Annotated in this window: 14 protein-coding genes and 1 pseudogene; 10 read left to right on the forward strand and 5 right to left on the reverse strand. The window is 72.2% G+C overall.

From position 1 onward, the window contains the following. Positions 1-231: 231 nt before the first annotated feature. From K2224_RS27460 to K2224_RS27465, 3 genes are all read left to right on the forward strand, one after another. Entirely contained in the window at positions 232-861 is a 630-nt protein-coding gene (locus K2224_RS27460; protein ID WP_221909258.1) for a TetR family transcriptional regulator, read from the forward strand. A gap of 354 nt (positions 862-1,215) precedes the next feature. Then, positions 1,216-1,338 carry a hypothetical protein gene (locus K2224_RS40850; RefSeq protein ID WP_260693374.1) on the forward strand — a complete coding sequence of 41 codons (123 nt, stop codon included), beginning with the start codon at positions 1,216-1,218 and terminating at the stop codon, positions 1,336-1,338. 90 nt (positions 1,339-1,428) lie between these two features. Then, positions 1,429-2,691 (forward strand): helix-turn-helix transcriptional regulator, encoded by a 1,263-nt coding sequence (locus tag K2224_RS27465; RefSeq protein ID WP_221909259.1) that lies wholly within the window; start codon positions 1,429-1,431, stop codon positions 2,689-2,691. A gap of 192 nt (positions 2,692-2,883) precedes the next feature. On the opposite strand, the gene K2224_RS27470 is transcribed toward K2224_RS27465, so the two are convergent. Next, entirely contained in the window at positions 2,884-3,123 is a 240-nt protein-coding gene (locus tag K2224_RS27470) for a ferredoxin (protein WP_221909260.1), read from the reverse strand. Next, complete coding sequence (locus tag K2224_RS27475; RefSeq protein ID WP_221909261.1) at positions 3,123-4,574, reverse strand: aldehyde dehydrogenase; 1,452 nt, start codon at positions 4,572-4,574, stop codon at positions 3,123-3,125. The genes K2224_RS27470 and K2224_RS27475 overlap by 1 nt, the downstream gene beginning before the upstream one ends. 236 nt (positions 4,575-4,810) lie before the next feature. Between K2224_RS27475 and K2224_RS27480 the strand changes: the two genes are divergently transcribed. Further along, entirely contained in the window at positions 4,811-5,896 is a 1,086-nt protein-coding gene (locus K2224_RS27480; protein ID WP_221909262.1) for an MBL fold metallo-hydrolase, read from the forward strand. A 5-nt stretch (positions 5,897-5,901) separates the two neighbouring features. On the opposite strand, the pseudogene K2224_RS41750 reads toward K2224_RS27480, so the two are convergent. Then, positions 5,902-5,979 (reverse strand): annotated as a pseudogene (locus K2224_RS41750) (hypothetical protein); the annotation flags it as partial. Positions 5,980-6,431: 452 nt separating this feature from the next. Between K2224_RS41750 and K2224_RS27490 the strand changes: the two are divergent. From K2224_RS27490 to K2224_RS27510, 5 genes are read left to right on the forward strand one after another with little or no spacing between them, the layout of a single operon-like run. Continuing rightward, the gene (locus K2224_RS27490; RefSeq protein ID WP_221909957.1) at positions 6,432-7,769 is read left to right on the forward strand and encodes a prenyltransferase/squalene oxidase repeat-containing protein; all 1,338 of its coding nucleotides are present in this window, start codon (positions 6,432-6,434) and stop codon (positions 7,767-7,769) included. Further along, positions 7,766-8,473 (forward strand): SCO2322 family protein, encoded by a 708-nt coding sequence (locus tag K2224_RS27495; protein WP_221909263.1) that lies wholly within the window; start codon positions 7,766-7,768, stop codon positions 8,471-8,473. The genes K2224_RS27490 and K2224_RS27495 overlap by 4 nt, the downstream gene beginning before the upstream one ends. After that, a complete protein-coding gene (locus K2224_RS27500) occupies positions 8,470-9,771 on the forward strand; it encodes an energy-coupling factor transporter transmembrane protein EcfT (protein ID WP_260693377.1) in 1,302 nt (433 codons plus the stop codon). The genes K2224_RS27495 and K2224_RS27500 overlap by 4 nt, the downstream gene beginning before the upstream one ends. Further along, entirely contained in the window at positions 9,768-11,444 is a 1,677-nt protein-coding gene (locus K2224_RS27505) for an ABC transporter ATP-binding protein (RefSeq protein WP_221909265.1), read from the forward strand. The genes K2224_RS27500 and K2224_RS27505 overlap by 4 nt, the downstream gene beginning before the upstream one ends. Next, positions 11,441-12,319 (forward strand): ECF transporter S component, encoded by an 879-nt coding sequence (locus K2224_RS27510; protein WP_221909266.1) that lies wholly within the window; start codon positions 11,441-11,443, stop codon positions 12,317-12,319. Before K2224_RS27505 ends, K2224_RS27510 begins: the two co-directional genes overlap by 4 nt. A gap of 284 nt (positions 12,320-12,603) precedes the next feature. Here K2224_RS27510 and K2224_RS27515 read toward each other — a convergent pair whose 3' ends face one another. After that, positions 12,604-13,773 (reverse strand): steroid 3-ketoacyl-CoA thiolase, encoded by a 1,170-nt coding sequence (locus K2224_RS27515; protein ID WP_221909267.1) that lies wholly within the window; start codon positions 13,771-13,773, stop codon positions 12,604-12,606. Positions 13,774-14,054: 281 nt separating this feature from the next. Here K2224_RS27515 and K2224_RS27520 point away from each other — a divergent pair, with 281 nt between their 5' ends. Beyond that, the gene (locus K2224_RS27520; RefSeq protein ID WP_221909268.1) at positions 14,055-15,287 is read left to right on the forward strand and encodes a cytochrome P450; all 1,233 of its coding nucleotides are present in this window, start codon (positions 14,055-14,057) and stop codon (positions 15,285-15,287) included. On the opposite strand, the gene K2224_RS27525 is transcribed toward K2224_RS27520, so the two are convergent. Then, complete coding sequence (locus tag K2224_RS27525; protein ID WP_260693379.1) at positions 15,259-15,669, reverse strand: hypothetical protein; 411 nt, start codon at positions 15,667-15,669, stop codon at positions 15,259-15,261. The two genes, K2224_RS27520 and K2224_RS27525, sit on opposite strands and share 29 nt — an antisense overlap. Positions 15,670-15,677 lie beyond the last annotated feature (8 nt).

The raw sequence follows: 15,677 nt of genomic DNA on the forward strand, positions 1-15,677 counted from the left end.
CCTTCTCACTGGACTTTCGCCGGAGCGTAACCGCTGGCGGTAATCTAGAACAAGTTTCAGAACTGAAAAGCTACTGATCAGTTCGCCGAGTTTCGAATCTACCGGCCGGGAACGGAGCGAAAAGAGCCGCACCAGGTGATTCGCGCCACGGCATGGCCCCTGCCATGCTGTGCCGATCACGCACCACCGGCACTCACCGCATCGCGGAGGGAAAGCCACGGAATGGGACACATGACTACGGAATCCAAGGCGTCCGGGCCGACGCTTCCGGCGAGTCCTCCCCTGACGGAGCGTCAGGAGGCCCGGCGCCGCCGCATCCTGCACACCAGCGCCAGGCTGGCCGGCCGCGGCGGCTTCGACGCGGTCCAGATGCGCGAGGTCGCCGAGTCCTCCGGGGTGGCGCTCGGCACCCTCTACCGCTACTTCCCGTCCAAGGTGCACCTGCTCGTCGCCACCATGCAGGACCAGCTCCAGCACATGCACGAGACGCTGCGCAAGCACCCCCCGTCGGAGGAGGACCCCGGCGCCCGGGTCGCCCAGACGCTGATGCGGGCCTTCCGCGCCCTGCAGCGCGAACCGCAACTGGCGGACGCCATGGTGCGCGCACTGACCTTCGCCGACCGCTCCGTCAGCCCCGAGGTGGACACCGTCTCCCGGCTGACCACCGCGATCATCCTCGACGCCATGGGGCTGGACGGCCCGCCGACCCCGGAACAGCTCTCCGCGGTCCGCGTCATCGAGCACACCTGGCACTCGGCGCTGATCACCTGGCTGTCCGGACGCGCCTCGATCGCCCAGGTGAAGATCGACATCGAAACGGTCTGCCGTCTGATCGACGTAACGGCCCCGGACCCCCGTTGACTTCCCCCGGACTCCAGTGACTCCCCCGGATTCCAGTGACTCCCCCGAGATTCCGGTGACTCCCCTCGGAATCCCGTCGACTCCCCCGGAATCCCGTTAACTCCCCTGCCTCCGCGGGTAATTGGCCCGCAAGGGGCCCTACCGCCCCCTACGGGATCCCCCTCCCCACCCCCTACGGGCCCCGCCGCTCACTCCTCCGGCGGGAACACCGCGGGGGACGCTTGCCGCTCCGACGAACGCTCACCGAGGCGAGGCCCGTCGGGCTACTCCCCAGATGTCACCTGCCACCCCTTCTCACGACACAGGGCACACGGCTCCTTGCACGGCGGCAACGGATCACCGGGAGGCACGTGGATGACGCCTTCGCCTGTCGCCACCAGCGGCGTCCTCCGCTCCGGCGGCCTCAACTCGGCCCCGTTCGCCCATAACTTCGCCTTCCGTGTCCGCCAACCTTCCGCCGTGGCGGTGCGGTCGTAAGCCCACGGTGGGTCACCCACCATGAGCGTGCCGTCGGGTGACGGGACGTAGCATGGGCAGTAACCATCATTCGGCTAACCGGAGTTGGTCATGAGGCCATCAACTGCCATCCCGTCAGAGGTACTAGCTCGGAGTGATGTCCGAGAAGCCATTGAGGCACATGACTTCGGCCAGCTCTTCCACCTCGTTCGGAAATGGGCCGGGATCAGCTACAACCGAATTGCGGAAGCATGCGACATCAAGTCTTCCCGCATCAGCGAACTCGCGCGCGGCGAGGGGTCGATTACCACGCTGGCGAAAATCGAAAAGGTAGCCGACGCCCTTCGCATTCCAGGATATACGCTAAGGCTCGCACCCAGACCCTGGGAAACCCGGGCGGGAGTCGCTGACGAATTTCCTGGCCGCATCGTACCGCAACGCGTCCCGATTTTTGACGAAGCGAGAGGCGATCAGTACGTCGAGGCAATTCGCGAAACCTCACGCAGGTTAGTGGCTCTCGACAATGACCTCAGCGGCCTTCCAATTGCAGCCACTGCGGCACAGGCATTCAAGGCCGTGCATCGCCGTCTCGGCAGTGGCGAACCTGAGCCGAAGTGCGAGCGAGACATTCAGGCCGCAGCTGCAGAATTGGCAGAAGTTGCAGGATGGGCTCTATTTGACGCGGAGGAGTACGAAGCGGCACACCGTTTCAATCAGCAAGCGCTCTTCCTCGCGCGAATGTCGGGAGACCGGACTATCGAACTCCTGATTCTCCAGAACATGGGCATGCAGTCCGGATGGCTTGGGCGACCACGGGAAGAGCTGGCTATTGCTCGATCCATTCTCGATCGAGCAAACTTGTCGCCGCGCGTTGAAGCCATCTTCAGAACACGTGAGGCCAACGGCCTGTTCGCATCGGGGCGAACGGCGGAAGCCATCAGAGAATTCGACCGTGCACGCGCCCTCGTCGAAGAGGGAACGAGGAACAACGACCCTTCCTGGGCTTGGTGGATCAGCATTAAAGAAATCAACGGCCATCAAGCTTCTGGATTTCAGAATTCGGGCCGCTGGAGGTCCGCCATCTCGCTACTTCAAGAGAATCTACACTGCCCAAACGGCCCACGGGTCGGGTATCAGAGCATGTCATCCGCAAGACTCCTCGCTTGCCTCCTCGAAGAGAAGGCGTGGCGAGAAGCAGAGGAATTGCTGGAATCCATCATTCCGACTGTTTCCGAAACCGGTTCGGTGCGCACGCGGAATCTACTGAGGGGAACCGTCGCATTCGGGGAGGGGAAAGCGAACATTCCTGAGAGCCTTCGCGACACCCTCCACGGAGTAAGTGAGGCCATGCAAGAGGATCCGTACACGCTATGAGGCAGGAACCACAGGAACCAACTGCCGGCGGCGCCCGAGCATGACCCTGCGACGGCTGCGTTCTCCGGCGTTGAACTGATAGCCCCACCCGGGCCCCAGGCCCAACGCCCCCCTCCGGCACGGAGGATGGCCGTTGGGACTGGGCCGACCGCAGATGGCCACGGTCCCCGCCTCGCCGCTCACTCCCCGGGCTCACTCCTCCGGCGGGAACACCGGCTCGTCGCCGTCCACCGTGGTGATCGTGATCGCCTCCACCGGGCAGCCCTCGGCGGCCGCCAGGACGGTGTCCACGGGCTCGGTCTCCGGTTCGACGGGGTGCGACTGCCGCGCCGTGTCCAGGCGGAACCGCTCCGGCGCGGTCCCGGCGCACAGGCCCGAGCCGATGCAGACGCCCCGGTCCACCGTCACCCGCCAGCGCTCCGGCTCCGCCATCAGGCACCCGCCGGCAGGTGGATCATCTTGTGCTCCAGGTATTCGGCGAACCCCTCGGGGCCGAACTCCCGCCCGATGCCGGAGTTCTTGTAGCCGCCGAACGGTCCGAGCATGTCGATGCTGAAGGTGTTCACCGAGTACGTGCCAGTGCGCACCCGCCGGGCGATGTCGATGCCGTGCTCGACGTCGGCCGTCCACACCGACCCCGACAGCCCGTACTCGGAGTCGTCGGCGATCCGCACCGCCTCCTCCTCGTCCCCGTACGGGAGCAGGCAGATCACCGGGCCGAAGATCTCCTCCCGGGCGATCCGCATGCCGTTGTCGACGTCGCCGAAGAGCGTCGGCTCGACGTACCAGCCGGTCGGCTGCCCCGTCGGACGGCCGCCGCCCGCCAGGACCTTGGCGCCCTCCTGCTGCCCCAGCGCGATGTAGTCCAGCGAACGCTGCTGCTGGCGGCGGGCGACCAGCGGTCCGAGCTCGGTGGCCGGATCCAGCGGGTCGCCGACGGTCAGTGCGCCCGCCGCCGCGGCGAACCGCTCGGCGATCTCGTCGTAACGGCTGCGCGGGGCGAGGATCCGGGTCTGCGCCACGCACGCCTGCCCGTTGATCATCCAGGCGAACGGAGCGATCCCGGCCACCGCCGCGTCCAGGTCCGCGTCCGGCAGGATCACCGCCGCGGACTTGCCGCCCAGTTCCAGGGTGACCCGGCTGAGGTTGCGCGCGGCGACCTCCATGACCCGCCTGCCGGCCGCCACCGACCCGGTGAACGAGACCTTGTCCACGCCCGGGTGCCCGACCAGGTACTCGCTCACCTCCCGGTCGGCCGGCAGGATCGACAGCACCCCCTCCGGCAGCCCGGCCCCGGTCACGATCTCCGCCAGCAGATACGCGTCCAGCGGCGTCTCTGGCGAGACCTTCAGCACCACCGAGCACCCGGCCAGCAGGGCCGGCGCGAGCTTGGCGGCGGCGGTGAACTGCGGGACGTTCCACGGCACCACGGCCGCCACCACGCCCACCGGTTCCCGGCGCACCAGCAGCGGTCCCAGCGCCCCGGCCCGGCGCTCCTCGAACGGGAAGTCCCGGGCCACCGTGAGCGCCGCGTCCCACACCATCATCGCGGCCAGCGACTGGACCATGACGCCCGAGGTGACCGGCGTCCCGTTCTGCGCTCCGATGACCCGGGCGAACTCCTCGCTGCGCACCGCGAAGGCGTCCTTGATCCGGCTCACCACCGCGATCCGCTCCGCCAGCGGGGCATCGGCCCACACACCGGACGCGAAGGAGGCGCGGGCCGCGGCCACCGCCCGGTCGACGTCGGCCCGCGCGGCGTGCGGGACCCGGCCGATGACCCGTTCGGTGTGCGGCGAGACGACCTCGATCGTGTCCGGACCGGCCGGGTCGACCAACTCACCGCCTATGTAGAGCTTTCCGTGTTCGACGAGGTCGCTCATGCTGCCGCCTCCCGACGGTCTCGACGGATGACGCTCTCGACGGACGACGTCGCCGGCCGTTCGTATCTGACGAACTGTCAGGAGACGCCTCCCAGAACTGATACCAGTTCCACTCCGCGGAGTCCACGCCCGGCGGCCGAATTCCAACTCCCCTTCCGGCGAAGTGCGTTCACCTCGCATTGAAACTCGTTCTAGTTATAGTTGAGGCCACGACGGCACCGGAGGGGGCGGGATCCATGGCACCGCAGGTGATCGACCACAGGGGCGGAGTGTGGAGCATCGCCGTCCCCATCCCCGACAACCCGCTCGGCCACACCCTCGTCCACCTCCTGGAGACCGACCGCGGCCCGGTCCTCGTCGACACCGGCTGGGACGACCCCGGCTCCTGGGACACCCTCACCGCCGGCATCACCGCCTGCGGCTTCGGCCCCGCCGATCTCCACGGCGTGGTGCTCACCCACCACCACCCCGACCACCACGGCCTGTCCGCCAAGGTGCGGGAGACCTCCGGCGCCTGGATCGCCATGCACGACGCGGACGCCGCGGTGGTCCGGCGCACCCGCGAGGCGGAGCCCGGCCGGTGGCTGGACCATCTGCTCGCCACACTCACCGCGGCCGGGGCACCGGACGGCCACCTGGAGCCACTGCGGGCCGCCCGCGCCGCCGGACGCGGCGGACGCCCGCCCGGCCGCCGGGCCGCACTGCCCGACCGCGGCATCGAACCCGGCGAGCTCCTCGACCTACCCGGCCGCCGCCTGCGCGCGATCTGGACGCCGGGCCACACCCCCGGCCACGTCTGCCTCCACCTGGAGGAGGCCCACCCCGCGCTCGCGGACCGCCCCCGCCCGGACGCCGCCCGCCCGGCCGGCTTCGGCCGGCTCTTCTCCGGCGACCACCTCCTCCCCGGCATCACCCCGCACATCGGCCTGTACGAGGACCCCGACGACATCGCCCCCGACCTGCTCGACCGGGGCGATCCGCTCGGCGACTACCTCGACTCGCTCGAACGGATCGCCCGGCTCGCTCCGGCGGAGGTGCTGCCGGCCCACCAGCACGCCTTCCCCGACGCCGCGGGCCGCGTCCAGGAACTGATCGCCCACCACGAGGAGCGCCTCGCCGGCCTGCGCGCGCTGCTGCGCGAGCCGCTCACCTCCTGGCAGCTCGCCGCGTCGATGCGGTGGAACCGCCCCTGGGGCGACATCCCGCCCGCCTCCCGCACCATCGCGGTCTCCGAGGCCGAGGCGCACCTACGGCACCTGGTCAAGCGCGGGCATGTGGAGGTGGTGGCCGGCTCGGATCCGGTCCGGTACATGGCGGTTTAGGGGGTCTATCGAGTGGTCCCGGTCGGTTCGCCGGTCGGTTCGCCAGCTGGTTTGCCGGTTGGTCCGTCGGTCGGTTCGCCGGTCGGATTCTCGTGACGGCGGTCACCCGTCGGCGGGCCGTGGCGGTCGCGTCCGCGAACGCGACCGCGAGGCGGTGCGTTGCCCCTCCGGAGTTAAAGTGTGCGGGACAACTTCATCCCGTACCCGATCGGGGAAAGCCGGTGGAAATCCGGCGCTGCCCCTCCCCCGAGCTCTCGACTTCGCTCGTGCCCGGGGGCACCCCCATCCGTGACTCCGGCCGCCCGGCGCGACCGGACGAGCCGGAGCACCCGGTAGGGCACGACCAAGGCTCCCGCCACCGGAACCGCCGCCCCGCGGACGGCCGGTGCGCGGCACCGTCGAGGTCTACGGAGCTGAGCCCGGTGCCACCGTGCCGCACGCCGCGCGTGCTGCACGGGCGGTCGCCCGGGCCCGGATCGGCTTCGTAGCCCGCCGCGACCCGACCGACCCGAGAGGCACCCACCCGATGGCCCGTATGGCCCCCACGGCTCCCCAGGCCACCGCGCCGCAGCCGCACTCCGCCGCCCCCCGGGCGCGCCGCGCCGCCACGGCGCTGGCCGCCGCGGCGACCGCCGCCGTGCTGGCCGGCGCCGCGGCCCCCGTCGCGTACGCCGACGGCCCGGCGGCTCCGCAGCCCTCGCAGCAGAAGCTGCCCAAGGGCCTGTACGGCGCCAAGGACCCGCAGTACGACGGCGTGTGGCGGCAGTCGCTGGCGCTGCTGGCGCAGCACACGGTGGGGGTCCGCCCGGCAACGTCCGCGGTGGACTGGCTGGCGGGGCAGCAGTGCGCCGACGGGGCGTTCGCCGCGTACCGGCCGGAGCCCGGCAAGGCGTGCGACGCGGCCACGATGCGGGACACCAACCAGACCGCCGCCGCGATCCAGGCGCTGACCGCGCTCGGCGGGCACGGCGACACCGTGCAGAAGGCCGTGCAGTGGCTGAAGTCCGTCCAGCACGAGGACGGCGGCTGGAGCTCGATGCCCGGTGGGCAGGGCGGCGAGGAGAGCGACGCCAACTCCACCGCGGTGGTGATCGGCGCGCTCGCCGCGGCCGGTGAGAAGCCGGAGTCGGTGACGGCGAAGGGCGGCAAGTCGCCGTACGACGCGCTGCTGACGTTCCGGCTCGGGTGCGATGCGAAGGAGGCCGAGCGCGGGGCGTTCACCTTCCAGCTGAAGAACTCCGCGCCGAACGCCGACGCGACCGCGGCCGCCGTCACCGGGGCCCTGGGCCAGGGCTTCGTCGTGGCGCCGGCGGGCAAGGCCGCGAACCGGCCGGTCAAGGCGCCGGACTGCGCGAAGGACGCGATGCGGGGCAGCGGCGCGGACGCCCGGGCGGCGGCCGCGGACGGCGGCGCGAACTGGCTCGTCGGGCAGTTGGACGCCGGCGGGCAGCATCTGCGGTCCGCGATGCCGGGCGCCGAGCAGCAGCCCGACGTCGGCAACACCGCGGACACGGTGGTCGCGCTGGCAGCCGGCGGGCACGGCGCGGCCGCCCAGAAGCCGTTGGCGTGGCTGGAGAAGAACGCCGGGGCCTGGGCGAAGCAGAACGGCCCGGCCGCGTACGCCCAGTTGATCCTCGCCGCGCACGCCACCGGCACCGACCCGCGGGCGTTCGGCGGCACCGACCTGGTGAGCGCGCTCGACGCGACCGGGCCCGCGCCGGCCGCGACCGCCGCGCCGTCGCCGGCGGCGGAGCAGGACACCTCGGACGGGGGCGGCTTCGGCCCGTGGTGGGTGATCGGTGTCGGGCTGGCCATCGGCGCCGGCATCGGCTTCCTGATCAGCGGCCGCAACAAGAACAAGAACGCGCTGTGAGCAGGCTGCGGCACGGTTGGACCCGGCGGGCCGCCGGCGGGCTGCTGCTGGCGGGGGCGGTGGCCGGTCTGGGGGCCGGGCCCGCCCAGGCGCAGCAGTACCGCTACTGGTCCTTCTGGGACGGCGGTGCCCCGGCCGCCGGTGGCAAGAAGACCGCGTGGGCGTACGCGACGGAGGGGCCCGGCACCGCACGGCCGGCCGACGGGGCCGTGGTGGGCTTCCGCTTCTCGGTGAGCGCGGACTCCGTCAAGGCGGCCGGCCCGCGCACCGCCCCTGACTTCGCCGCGCTCTGCGGTACGACCCCGGCCCGGTCCGGGGACAAGCGGATCGGCGTGGTGATCGACTTCGGCACCGCGGCGGACGCCCCGCCCGGTGAGCGTCCGCCGGCCGGGCGCACCGGCTGTGCCCGGGTGCCCGCGGACGCCTCGGCGGGCGAGGCGCTGGCGGCGGTCGCCAAGCCGCTGCGCTACGACGCCGATGCGCTGCTGTGCGGGATCGCGGGCTATCCGCGGTCCGGTTGCGCGGAGCAGGTGGACGGGAGCGGGGCGCAGCCGAAGACCACGGCGACGGCCGAACGCGGTGCCGGCGGTGCCGCGGGCGGGGACGACGACGGGGGGCCGTCGGCCGGTGTCCTCGGCGGTATCGGGGCCGTGGTGGTGCTGGGCGCGGCCGGCGTGTGGCAGGCGCGCCGGCGGCGCGGATGAGGGCCCCGCGCGCCACCCGCAGTACCGCGTTGCACGCGGGCGCCTGGTGGGTGTGGGCGCTCGGCCTGGCGACCGCGGCGTCCCGGACCACCAATCCGCTGCTCCTGGGGCTGCTGGTGGGAGTGGCCGGCTATGTCGTGGCGGCACGCCGGACCGATGCGCCGTGGGCCCGGTCGTACAGCGCGTTCGTCAAGCTCGGGCTGGTGGTGCTGGGCATCCGGCTGGTCTTCGCTTTCGTGCTGGGTTCGCCGATCCCCGGTACCCACACCCTGGTGACGCTGCCCGAACTCCCGCTTCCCGACTGGGCGAAGGGGGTCCGGGTGGGCGGCCGGGTGACCGCGGAGGGCATGGTCTTCGCGCTGTACGACGGGTTGAAGCTGGCCACGCTGCTGATCTGTGTGGGCGCCGCCAACGCGCTGGCCAATCCTGCCCGGTTGCTGAAGTCGCTGCCCGGTGCGCTGTACGAGGCCGGAGTGGCGGTGGTGGTCGCGATGACCTTCGCGCCGAACCTGGTGGCGGACGTACAGCGGCTGCGGGCGGCCCGCCGGCTGCGCGGCCGCCCGGACCGCGGGGTCGCGGCGCTGCTACAGGTGGGACTGCCGGTGCTGGAGGGCGCGTTGGAGCGGTCGGTGGCGCTGGCCGCGGCCATGGACGCCCGCGGCTACGGGCGGACGGCCCAGGTGCCGCCCGCCGTGCGGCGGTTGACGTCGGTGCTGACCCTGGGCGGGCTGCTCGGGGTGTGCGCGGGGACGTACGGGCTGCTGGGCGATTCCGGGGGCGGCTACGGGCTGCCGCTGCTGGCGGTCGGTCTGGTGGCCGCGCTGGCCGGGCTGTGGCTGGGTGGCCGCCGGTCGGTGCGGACGCGCTACCGGCCCGAGGCGTGGGGCGTCCGGGCCTGGCTGGTGTCCGGTTCGGGGGTCGCGGTCGCGGCGCTGATGATCGCGGCGAACGGCTGTGCGCCGGGGGCCCTGCATCCGCCGGCGGTGCCGCTGACGGCGCCGGTGCTGCCGCTGTGGCCGGCGCTTTCGCTGCTGGTGGGGTTGGTGCCGGCGGTGGTGGCGCCGGCACCGGGGCCCACGCGGGGCGGAGCCCGCGGTCCGGGCCGGACGGCCGGCTCGGCGGCGTCTTCTTCGGCTTCGGCGTCTTCTTCGGCTTCGGCGTCTTCGCCACCGTCGTCTTCATCGGCTTCCTCTCCCCCTAACGCCCATGGCACCTCTGGAACCTCTCCCACCTCGCGTAGCTCTCCTCTCTCCCGTCCCTCCGATTCCGACCCGTGCACGAAGGAGTCCGCCCAGTGATCCGCTTCGAGGAGGTCTCGGTCACCTATGGGGACGCCGCCGCGCCGGCCGTCCAGGGGGTCGACCTGACCGTGCCCGAGGGGGAGCTGTGCCTCCTCGTCGGCCCGTCCGGGGTCGGCAAGTCGACGCTGCTGAACGCCGTGAGCGGGCTGGTGCCGCACTTCACCGGTGGCACCCTGCACGGCCGGGTGACCGTCGGCGGGCGGGACACCCGCATCCATCCGCCGCGTGAACTGGCCGATGTGGTCGGGACGGTGGGCCAGGACCCGCTGGCGCACTTCGTCACCGACACCGTCGAGGACGAACTGGCCTACGGCATGGAGTCGCTGGGGCTCGCCCCGGACGTGATGCGCCGCCGGGTCGAGGAGACCCTGGACCTGCTGGGCCTGGCCGAGCTGCGGGACCGTGCCGTCCGCACGCTGTCCGGCGGGCAGATGCAGCGGGTGGCGATCGGTTCGGTGCTGACGACCCACCCCAAGGTCCTGGTGCTGGACGAGCCGACGTCGGCGCTGGACCCGGGGGCCGCCGAGGAGGTGCTGGCGGTGCTGCAGCGGCTGGTGCACGACCTGGGGACGACGGTGCTGATGGCCGAGCACCGGCTGGAGCGGGTGGTGCAGTACGCGGACCAGGTGATCCTGCTGCCGGGGCCCGGTGCGGCCCCGGTGATGGGCGATCCGGCCGGCATGATGGCCGCTTCGCCGGTGCGGCCGCCGGTGGTCGAACTGGGCCGGCTGGCCGGCTGGGCACCGCTGCCGCTGACGGTGCGGGACGCCCGCCGGAAGGCGGCCGGGCTGCGGGACCGGCTGTCGGCGCTGGCCGCACCGTCTCCCGGACCGGTGGCGGGACCGGGAGGCCGGCCGGGAGCCGGGCCGGGCGAGGACTCCGGCGACGGACCGGGGGCGGACACCGAGCCGGTCGCCGCGGTCGCGGGGCTCGGCGTCCACCGGGACCGCACTCCGGTGCTGCACGGCGTCGGGCTGACCGTCCGGCCCGGCGAGACCGTCGCCCTGATGGGACGGAACGGTGCCGGCAAGTCGACACTGCTGCGCACGCTGGTCGGGATGCATCCGCCGTCGGCGGGCTCGGTGCGGGTCGGGGGCGCCGTCCCGCACAAGGCGCGGCCGCGGGAGCTGCTGCGCCGGGTCGGCCTGGTGCCGCAGGAGCCGCGCGACCTGCTGTCCGCGGACACCGTGGCGGCGGAGTGCGCCGCGGCTGACCGGGACGCGGACGCACCGGCCGGGAGCTGCCGGGAGCTGGTCACGCGACTGCTGCCCGGGGTGCCGGATGCGGCCCATCCGCGGGATCTGTCCGAGGGACAGCGGCTGACCCTGGCGCTGGCGGTGGTGCTGACCGCCCGGCCGCCGCTGCTGCTGCTCGACGAGCCCACCCGGGGCCTGGACTACGCGGCCAAGGCGCGGCTGGTCGAGGTCGTCCGGGGGCTGGCCGCCGAGGGGCAGGCGTGCGTGCTGGCCACGCACGATGTGGAGCTGGCCGCCGAACTCGCGCACCGGGTGGTGATCCTGGCGGACGGGGAGGTCGTCGCGGACGGTCCGACCGAGGACGTGGTGGTCTCCTCCCCCGCGTTCGCCCCGCAGGTCGCCAAGGTGCTGGCGCCGCTGCCGTGGCTGACCGTCGCCCAAGTGGCCCGTTCCCTGGAAGGGGCGTCGGCGTGACGGCACCGGAGCGGCGGGTGCGTGCGGTGCGGCTCGGGCCGCGGTCGGTCGCCGCGCTGTGTCTGGTGTCGGCGATCGGCGTGGTGGCCTTCGGCTGGCCGTTGCTGGCCGGTTCCGCTTCCGGGCTCGCGCATTCGCAGGACGCTCCGTGGCTGTTCGCCGCGCTGTTGCCGCTGCTGCTGGCGGTGGTGGTGGCCACCATCGCCGACAGCGGCCTGGATGCCAAGGCGATCGCGATGCTCGGGGTGCTGGCCGCGGCGGGTGCGGCGTTGCGGCCGCTGGGTGCGGGGACCGCGGGGATCGAGCCGATGTTCTTCCTGATGGTGTTGTCGGGGCGGGTGCTGGGGCCGGGCTTCGGTTTTGTGCTGGGGTCGGTGGCGATGTTCGCCTCGGCGCTGCTGACGGGCGGGGTCGGACCATGGATGCCGTTCCAGATGCTGTCGATGGGCTGGGTGTCGATGGGGGCGGGACTGCTGCCGGGGACCATGGGGGTCCCCCCTGATCGAGCGGAGTCGAGAGCTCGGGGGAGGTTGCGGGGCCGCCGCGAGCTGCTCCTGCTGGCCGGGTACGGGGCGGTGGCGTCGGTCGGCTATGGGCTGGTGATGAACCTCCAGGGCTGGCCGTACATCGGCGGGTTGGCGTCGGGGGTGTCGTTCGTGCCGGGCGATCCGCTCTCCGCCAACCTGGCGCGCTATCTCGCGTACTGCCTGGCGACGTCCCTGGGGTGGGATCTGCCGCGGGCGGTGGTCACCGTCGTGCTCACGCTGACGCTGGGCGGCACGGTGCTGAAGGCGCTGCGGCGGGCGACGCGCCGGGCGGCGTTCGAGGCGCCGGTGGCGTTCGTGGACGCGGCCGGGCCGGCGGGCCGGTCCTGACGGACCCGCGCGGGCGCCGGGCGGCGCGGCCGGGAGCACCGCCTGCACCGCCGGCAGGGCGGCGGCACGGCCGGCGGTGGCGCGGGGGACGGACGGACGGGACGCGTGGTGCGGAGCGGTGTTCTTCATGGCTCCGACGCTACGGCGACCCGGCCGGCCGCGACATGCGGGTCGACCCCCAACTCCCTGAGGGTTCCCCCGAGTTCCGCTCTCAGGGACCGGCCGGGCGACCGCGTACCCGACCGGCCCCGCGGGCGCGCCGGGCGGGAGTTCGACGACAGGCCCTACAGCCGTTGAATGATCGTCGCCGTCGCCAGCGCGCCGCCCGCGCACATGGTGATCAGGGCGAACTCCTTGTCCCGGCGCTCCAGTTCGTGCAGGGCGGTGGTGAGCAGGCGGGCGCCGGTGGCGCCGACCGGGTGCCCCATGGCGATGGCTCCGCCGTTGACGTTGACCTTCTCCAGGTCCTGGTCGAAGACCTGCGCCCAGGAGAGCACCACGGAGGCGAACGCCTCGTTGATCTCGACCAGGTCGATGTCCCTGAGCGACATCCCGGCCTTGCCCAGGACCGCCCGGGTGGCGTCGATCGGCCCGTCGAGGTGGAAGTGCGGGTCGGAGCCGACGAGCGCCTGGGCGACGATGCGGGCCCGGGGCCGGAGCCGGAGGGCGCGGGCCATCTTCTTGGAGGCCCACAGCAGGGCGGCGGCGCCGTCGGAGATCTGCGAGGAGTTGCCGGCGGTGTGCACGGCGGTGGGCATCACGGGCTTGAGGCCGGCGAGGGCCGCCATGTCGGTGTCGCGCAGGCCCTCGTCGCGGTCGACCAGCCGCCACATGCCCTGGCCGGCGGCCTGTTCGTCCTCGGTGGTGGGGACCTGGACGGCGAAGGTCTCCCGTTTGAAGCGCTCCTCGGCCCAGGCGGTGGCGGCCCGCTCCTGGGAGAGCAGGCCGAGGGTGTCGACGTTCTCGCGGGTCAGGCCGCGGTGGCGGGCGATCCGCTCGGCGGCCTCGAACTGGTTGGGCAGGTCGACGTTCCACTCGTCGGGCCAGGGTTTGCCGGGGCCGTGCTTGGAGCCGCTGCCGAGCGGGACGCGGGACATCGCCTCGACGCCGCAGCCGATGCCGATGTCGATGACGCCGCCCGCGATCATGTTGGCGACCATGTGGTTGGCCTGCTGGGAGGAGCCGCACTGACAGTCCACGGTGGTGGCGGCGGTCTCGTAGGGCAGGCCCATGGTGAGCCAGGCATTACGGGCGGGGTTCATGGACTGTTCGCCGGCGTGGGTGACGGTGCCGCCGACGATCTGTTCCACGCAGTCGGGCTGGATGCCCGTCCGGGCGAGGAGTTCGCGGTACGTCTCACCCAGGAGGTAGGCGGGGTGGAGGTTGGCGAGCGCGCCCTGGCGCCTGCCGATGGGGGTGCGTACTGCTTCGACGATGACGGGTTCCGCGGCCATGACTCAACTCGTCCTCTCCTCGCGTCCGCGTGCGTCCCGGCGCCCACGGAGGGAAGAACTAGTACGCGTTCTAGTTCTGCGAACAGTCTCTTGAGCTGTCCGGCGCGGCGCAAGGGGGCTGCAACGCCCTTGTGCACAAGTGGCCTTGCCGTGCCTCTTGCCACTTGTAGAACTCGTTACTACCTTCACCGCGACCTGCATCTGATGGGCCGTCAGTCAAGCTGTTGGCCGGACGGCGGTGCCGTCAGGGCGTCCCACGTCAGCTGGACCAGGAGTCGCCGATGCACTGCCCCGAGCTGCCCGAAGGGTTCGACTTCACCGACCCCGACGTCTACCAGTCCCGGGTCCCGCTCCCGGAGTTCGCACGGCTGCGCCGGACCGCGCCGGTGTGGTGGAACGCCCAGCCGCACGGCATCGCCGGCTTCGACGACGACGGCTACTGGGTGGTCACCCGCCACCAGGACGTCAAGGAGGTCTCCACCAAACCGGAGGTGTTCTCGGCCAATCTCAACACCTCGATCATCCGCTTCAACTCGGGCATCTCCCGCGATCAGATCGAGGTCCAGAAGCTGATCATGCTGAACATGGACCCGCCGGAGCACACCCGGGTCCGCCAGATCGTCCAGCGCGGCTTCACCCCGCGGGCCATCCGCGCCCTGGAGGAGGCGCTGCGCCGGCGGGCCGGGCACATCGTCGAGGAGGCCCGGCACAAGGGCTCCGGCGACTTCGTCACCGACGTCGCCTGCGAACTCCCCCTCCAGGCGATCGCCGAGCTCATCGGCGTCCCGCAGGAGGACCGGGCCCGGATCTTCGACTGGTCGAACAAGATGATCGCCTACGACGATCCGGAACTGGCCATCACCGAGGAGGTCGGCGCCAACGCGGCGATGGAGCTGATCTCGTACGCGATGAACCTCGCCGCGGCCCGCAAGGAGTGCCCGGCCAAGGACATCGTCAGCCGGCTGGTGGCGGCCGAGCACGAGGGGAACCTCGGCTCCGACGAGTTCGGGTTCTTCGTGCTGCTGCTGGCGGTGGCCGGCAACGAGACCACCCGCAACGCCATCACCCACGGCATGCACGCCTTCCTCACCCACCCCGACCAGTGGGAGCTCTACAAGCGCGAGCGCCCGGCGACCGCCGCCGAGGAGATCGTGCGGTGGGCGACCCCGGTGGTCTCCTTCCAGCGCACCGCCACCCAGGACACCGAGCTGGGCGGCGCGCACATCAGGAAGGGCCAGCGGGTCGGGATCTTCTACTCCTCCGCCAACCACGACCCTTCGGTCTTCGACCGGCCCGACGTCTTCGACATCACCCGCGACCCCAACCCCCACCTGGGCTTCGGCGGCGGCGGACCGCACTTCTGCCTGGGCAAGTCCCTGGCCGTGCTGGAGATCGACCTGATCTTCAACGCCCTCGCGGACGCCGTCCCCGGGATCTCGCTGGCCGGCGACCCGCGGCGGCTGCGCTCCGCCTGGCTCAACGGGGTCAAGGAACTCCGGGTGCACTACCGCTGAGGGAGGGCACCACCTGGGAGAGCACCACCAGGGCGAGCACCTCGACGACGCCGACGCCGAGCAGCACGGCCACCGCGCGGCGCCGCAGCCTGCGGTAGACGTCCTCGTACTCGGTCCGCAGGGCGGCGCTGCGGGCCGCGACGCGCTCGCAGTAGGAACGGGACTGCGCGCGCTGCTCCCGGCAGTACTGCCGGACGACGTCCGCGCGCTGGGACGCGGTGAGCCAGGGCAGCCGGGCGCAGAACTCCTCCGCCCGGCCGCGGGCCCGTTCCTCTTCCGCCGCCCACAGCAGATATCCCTCGATCTCGTTGATCGCCTCCGCCGTCCGGAGGTTCTCTTCCCCGCCGGTCTCGTCGGCCCCGGGCATTTCACGCCCCCTCACGCTTTCCT

It is taken from the genome of Streptomyces sp. BHT-5-2 (assembly GCF_019774615.1).
GTDB lineage: Bacteria > Actinomycetota > Actinomycetes > Streptomycetales > Streptomycetaceae > Streptomyces.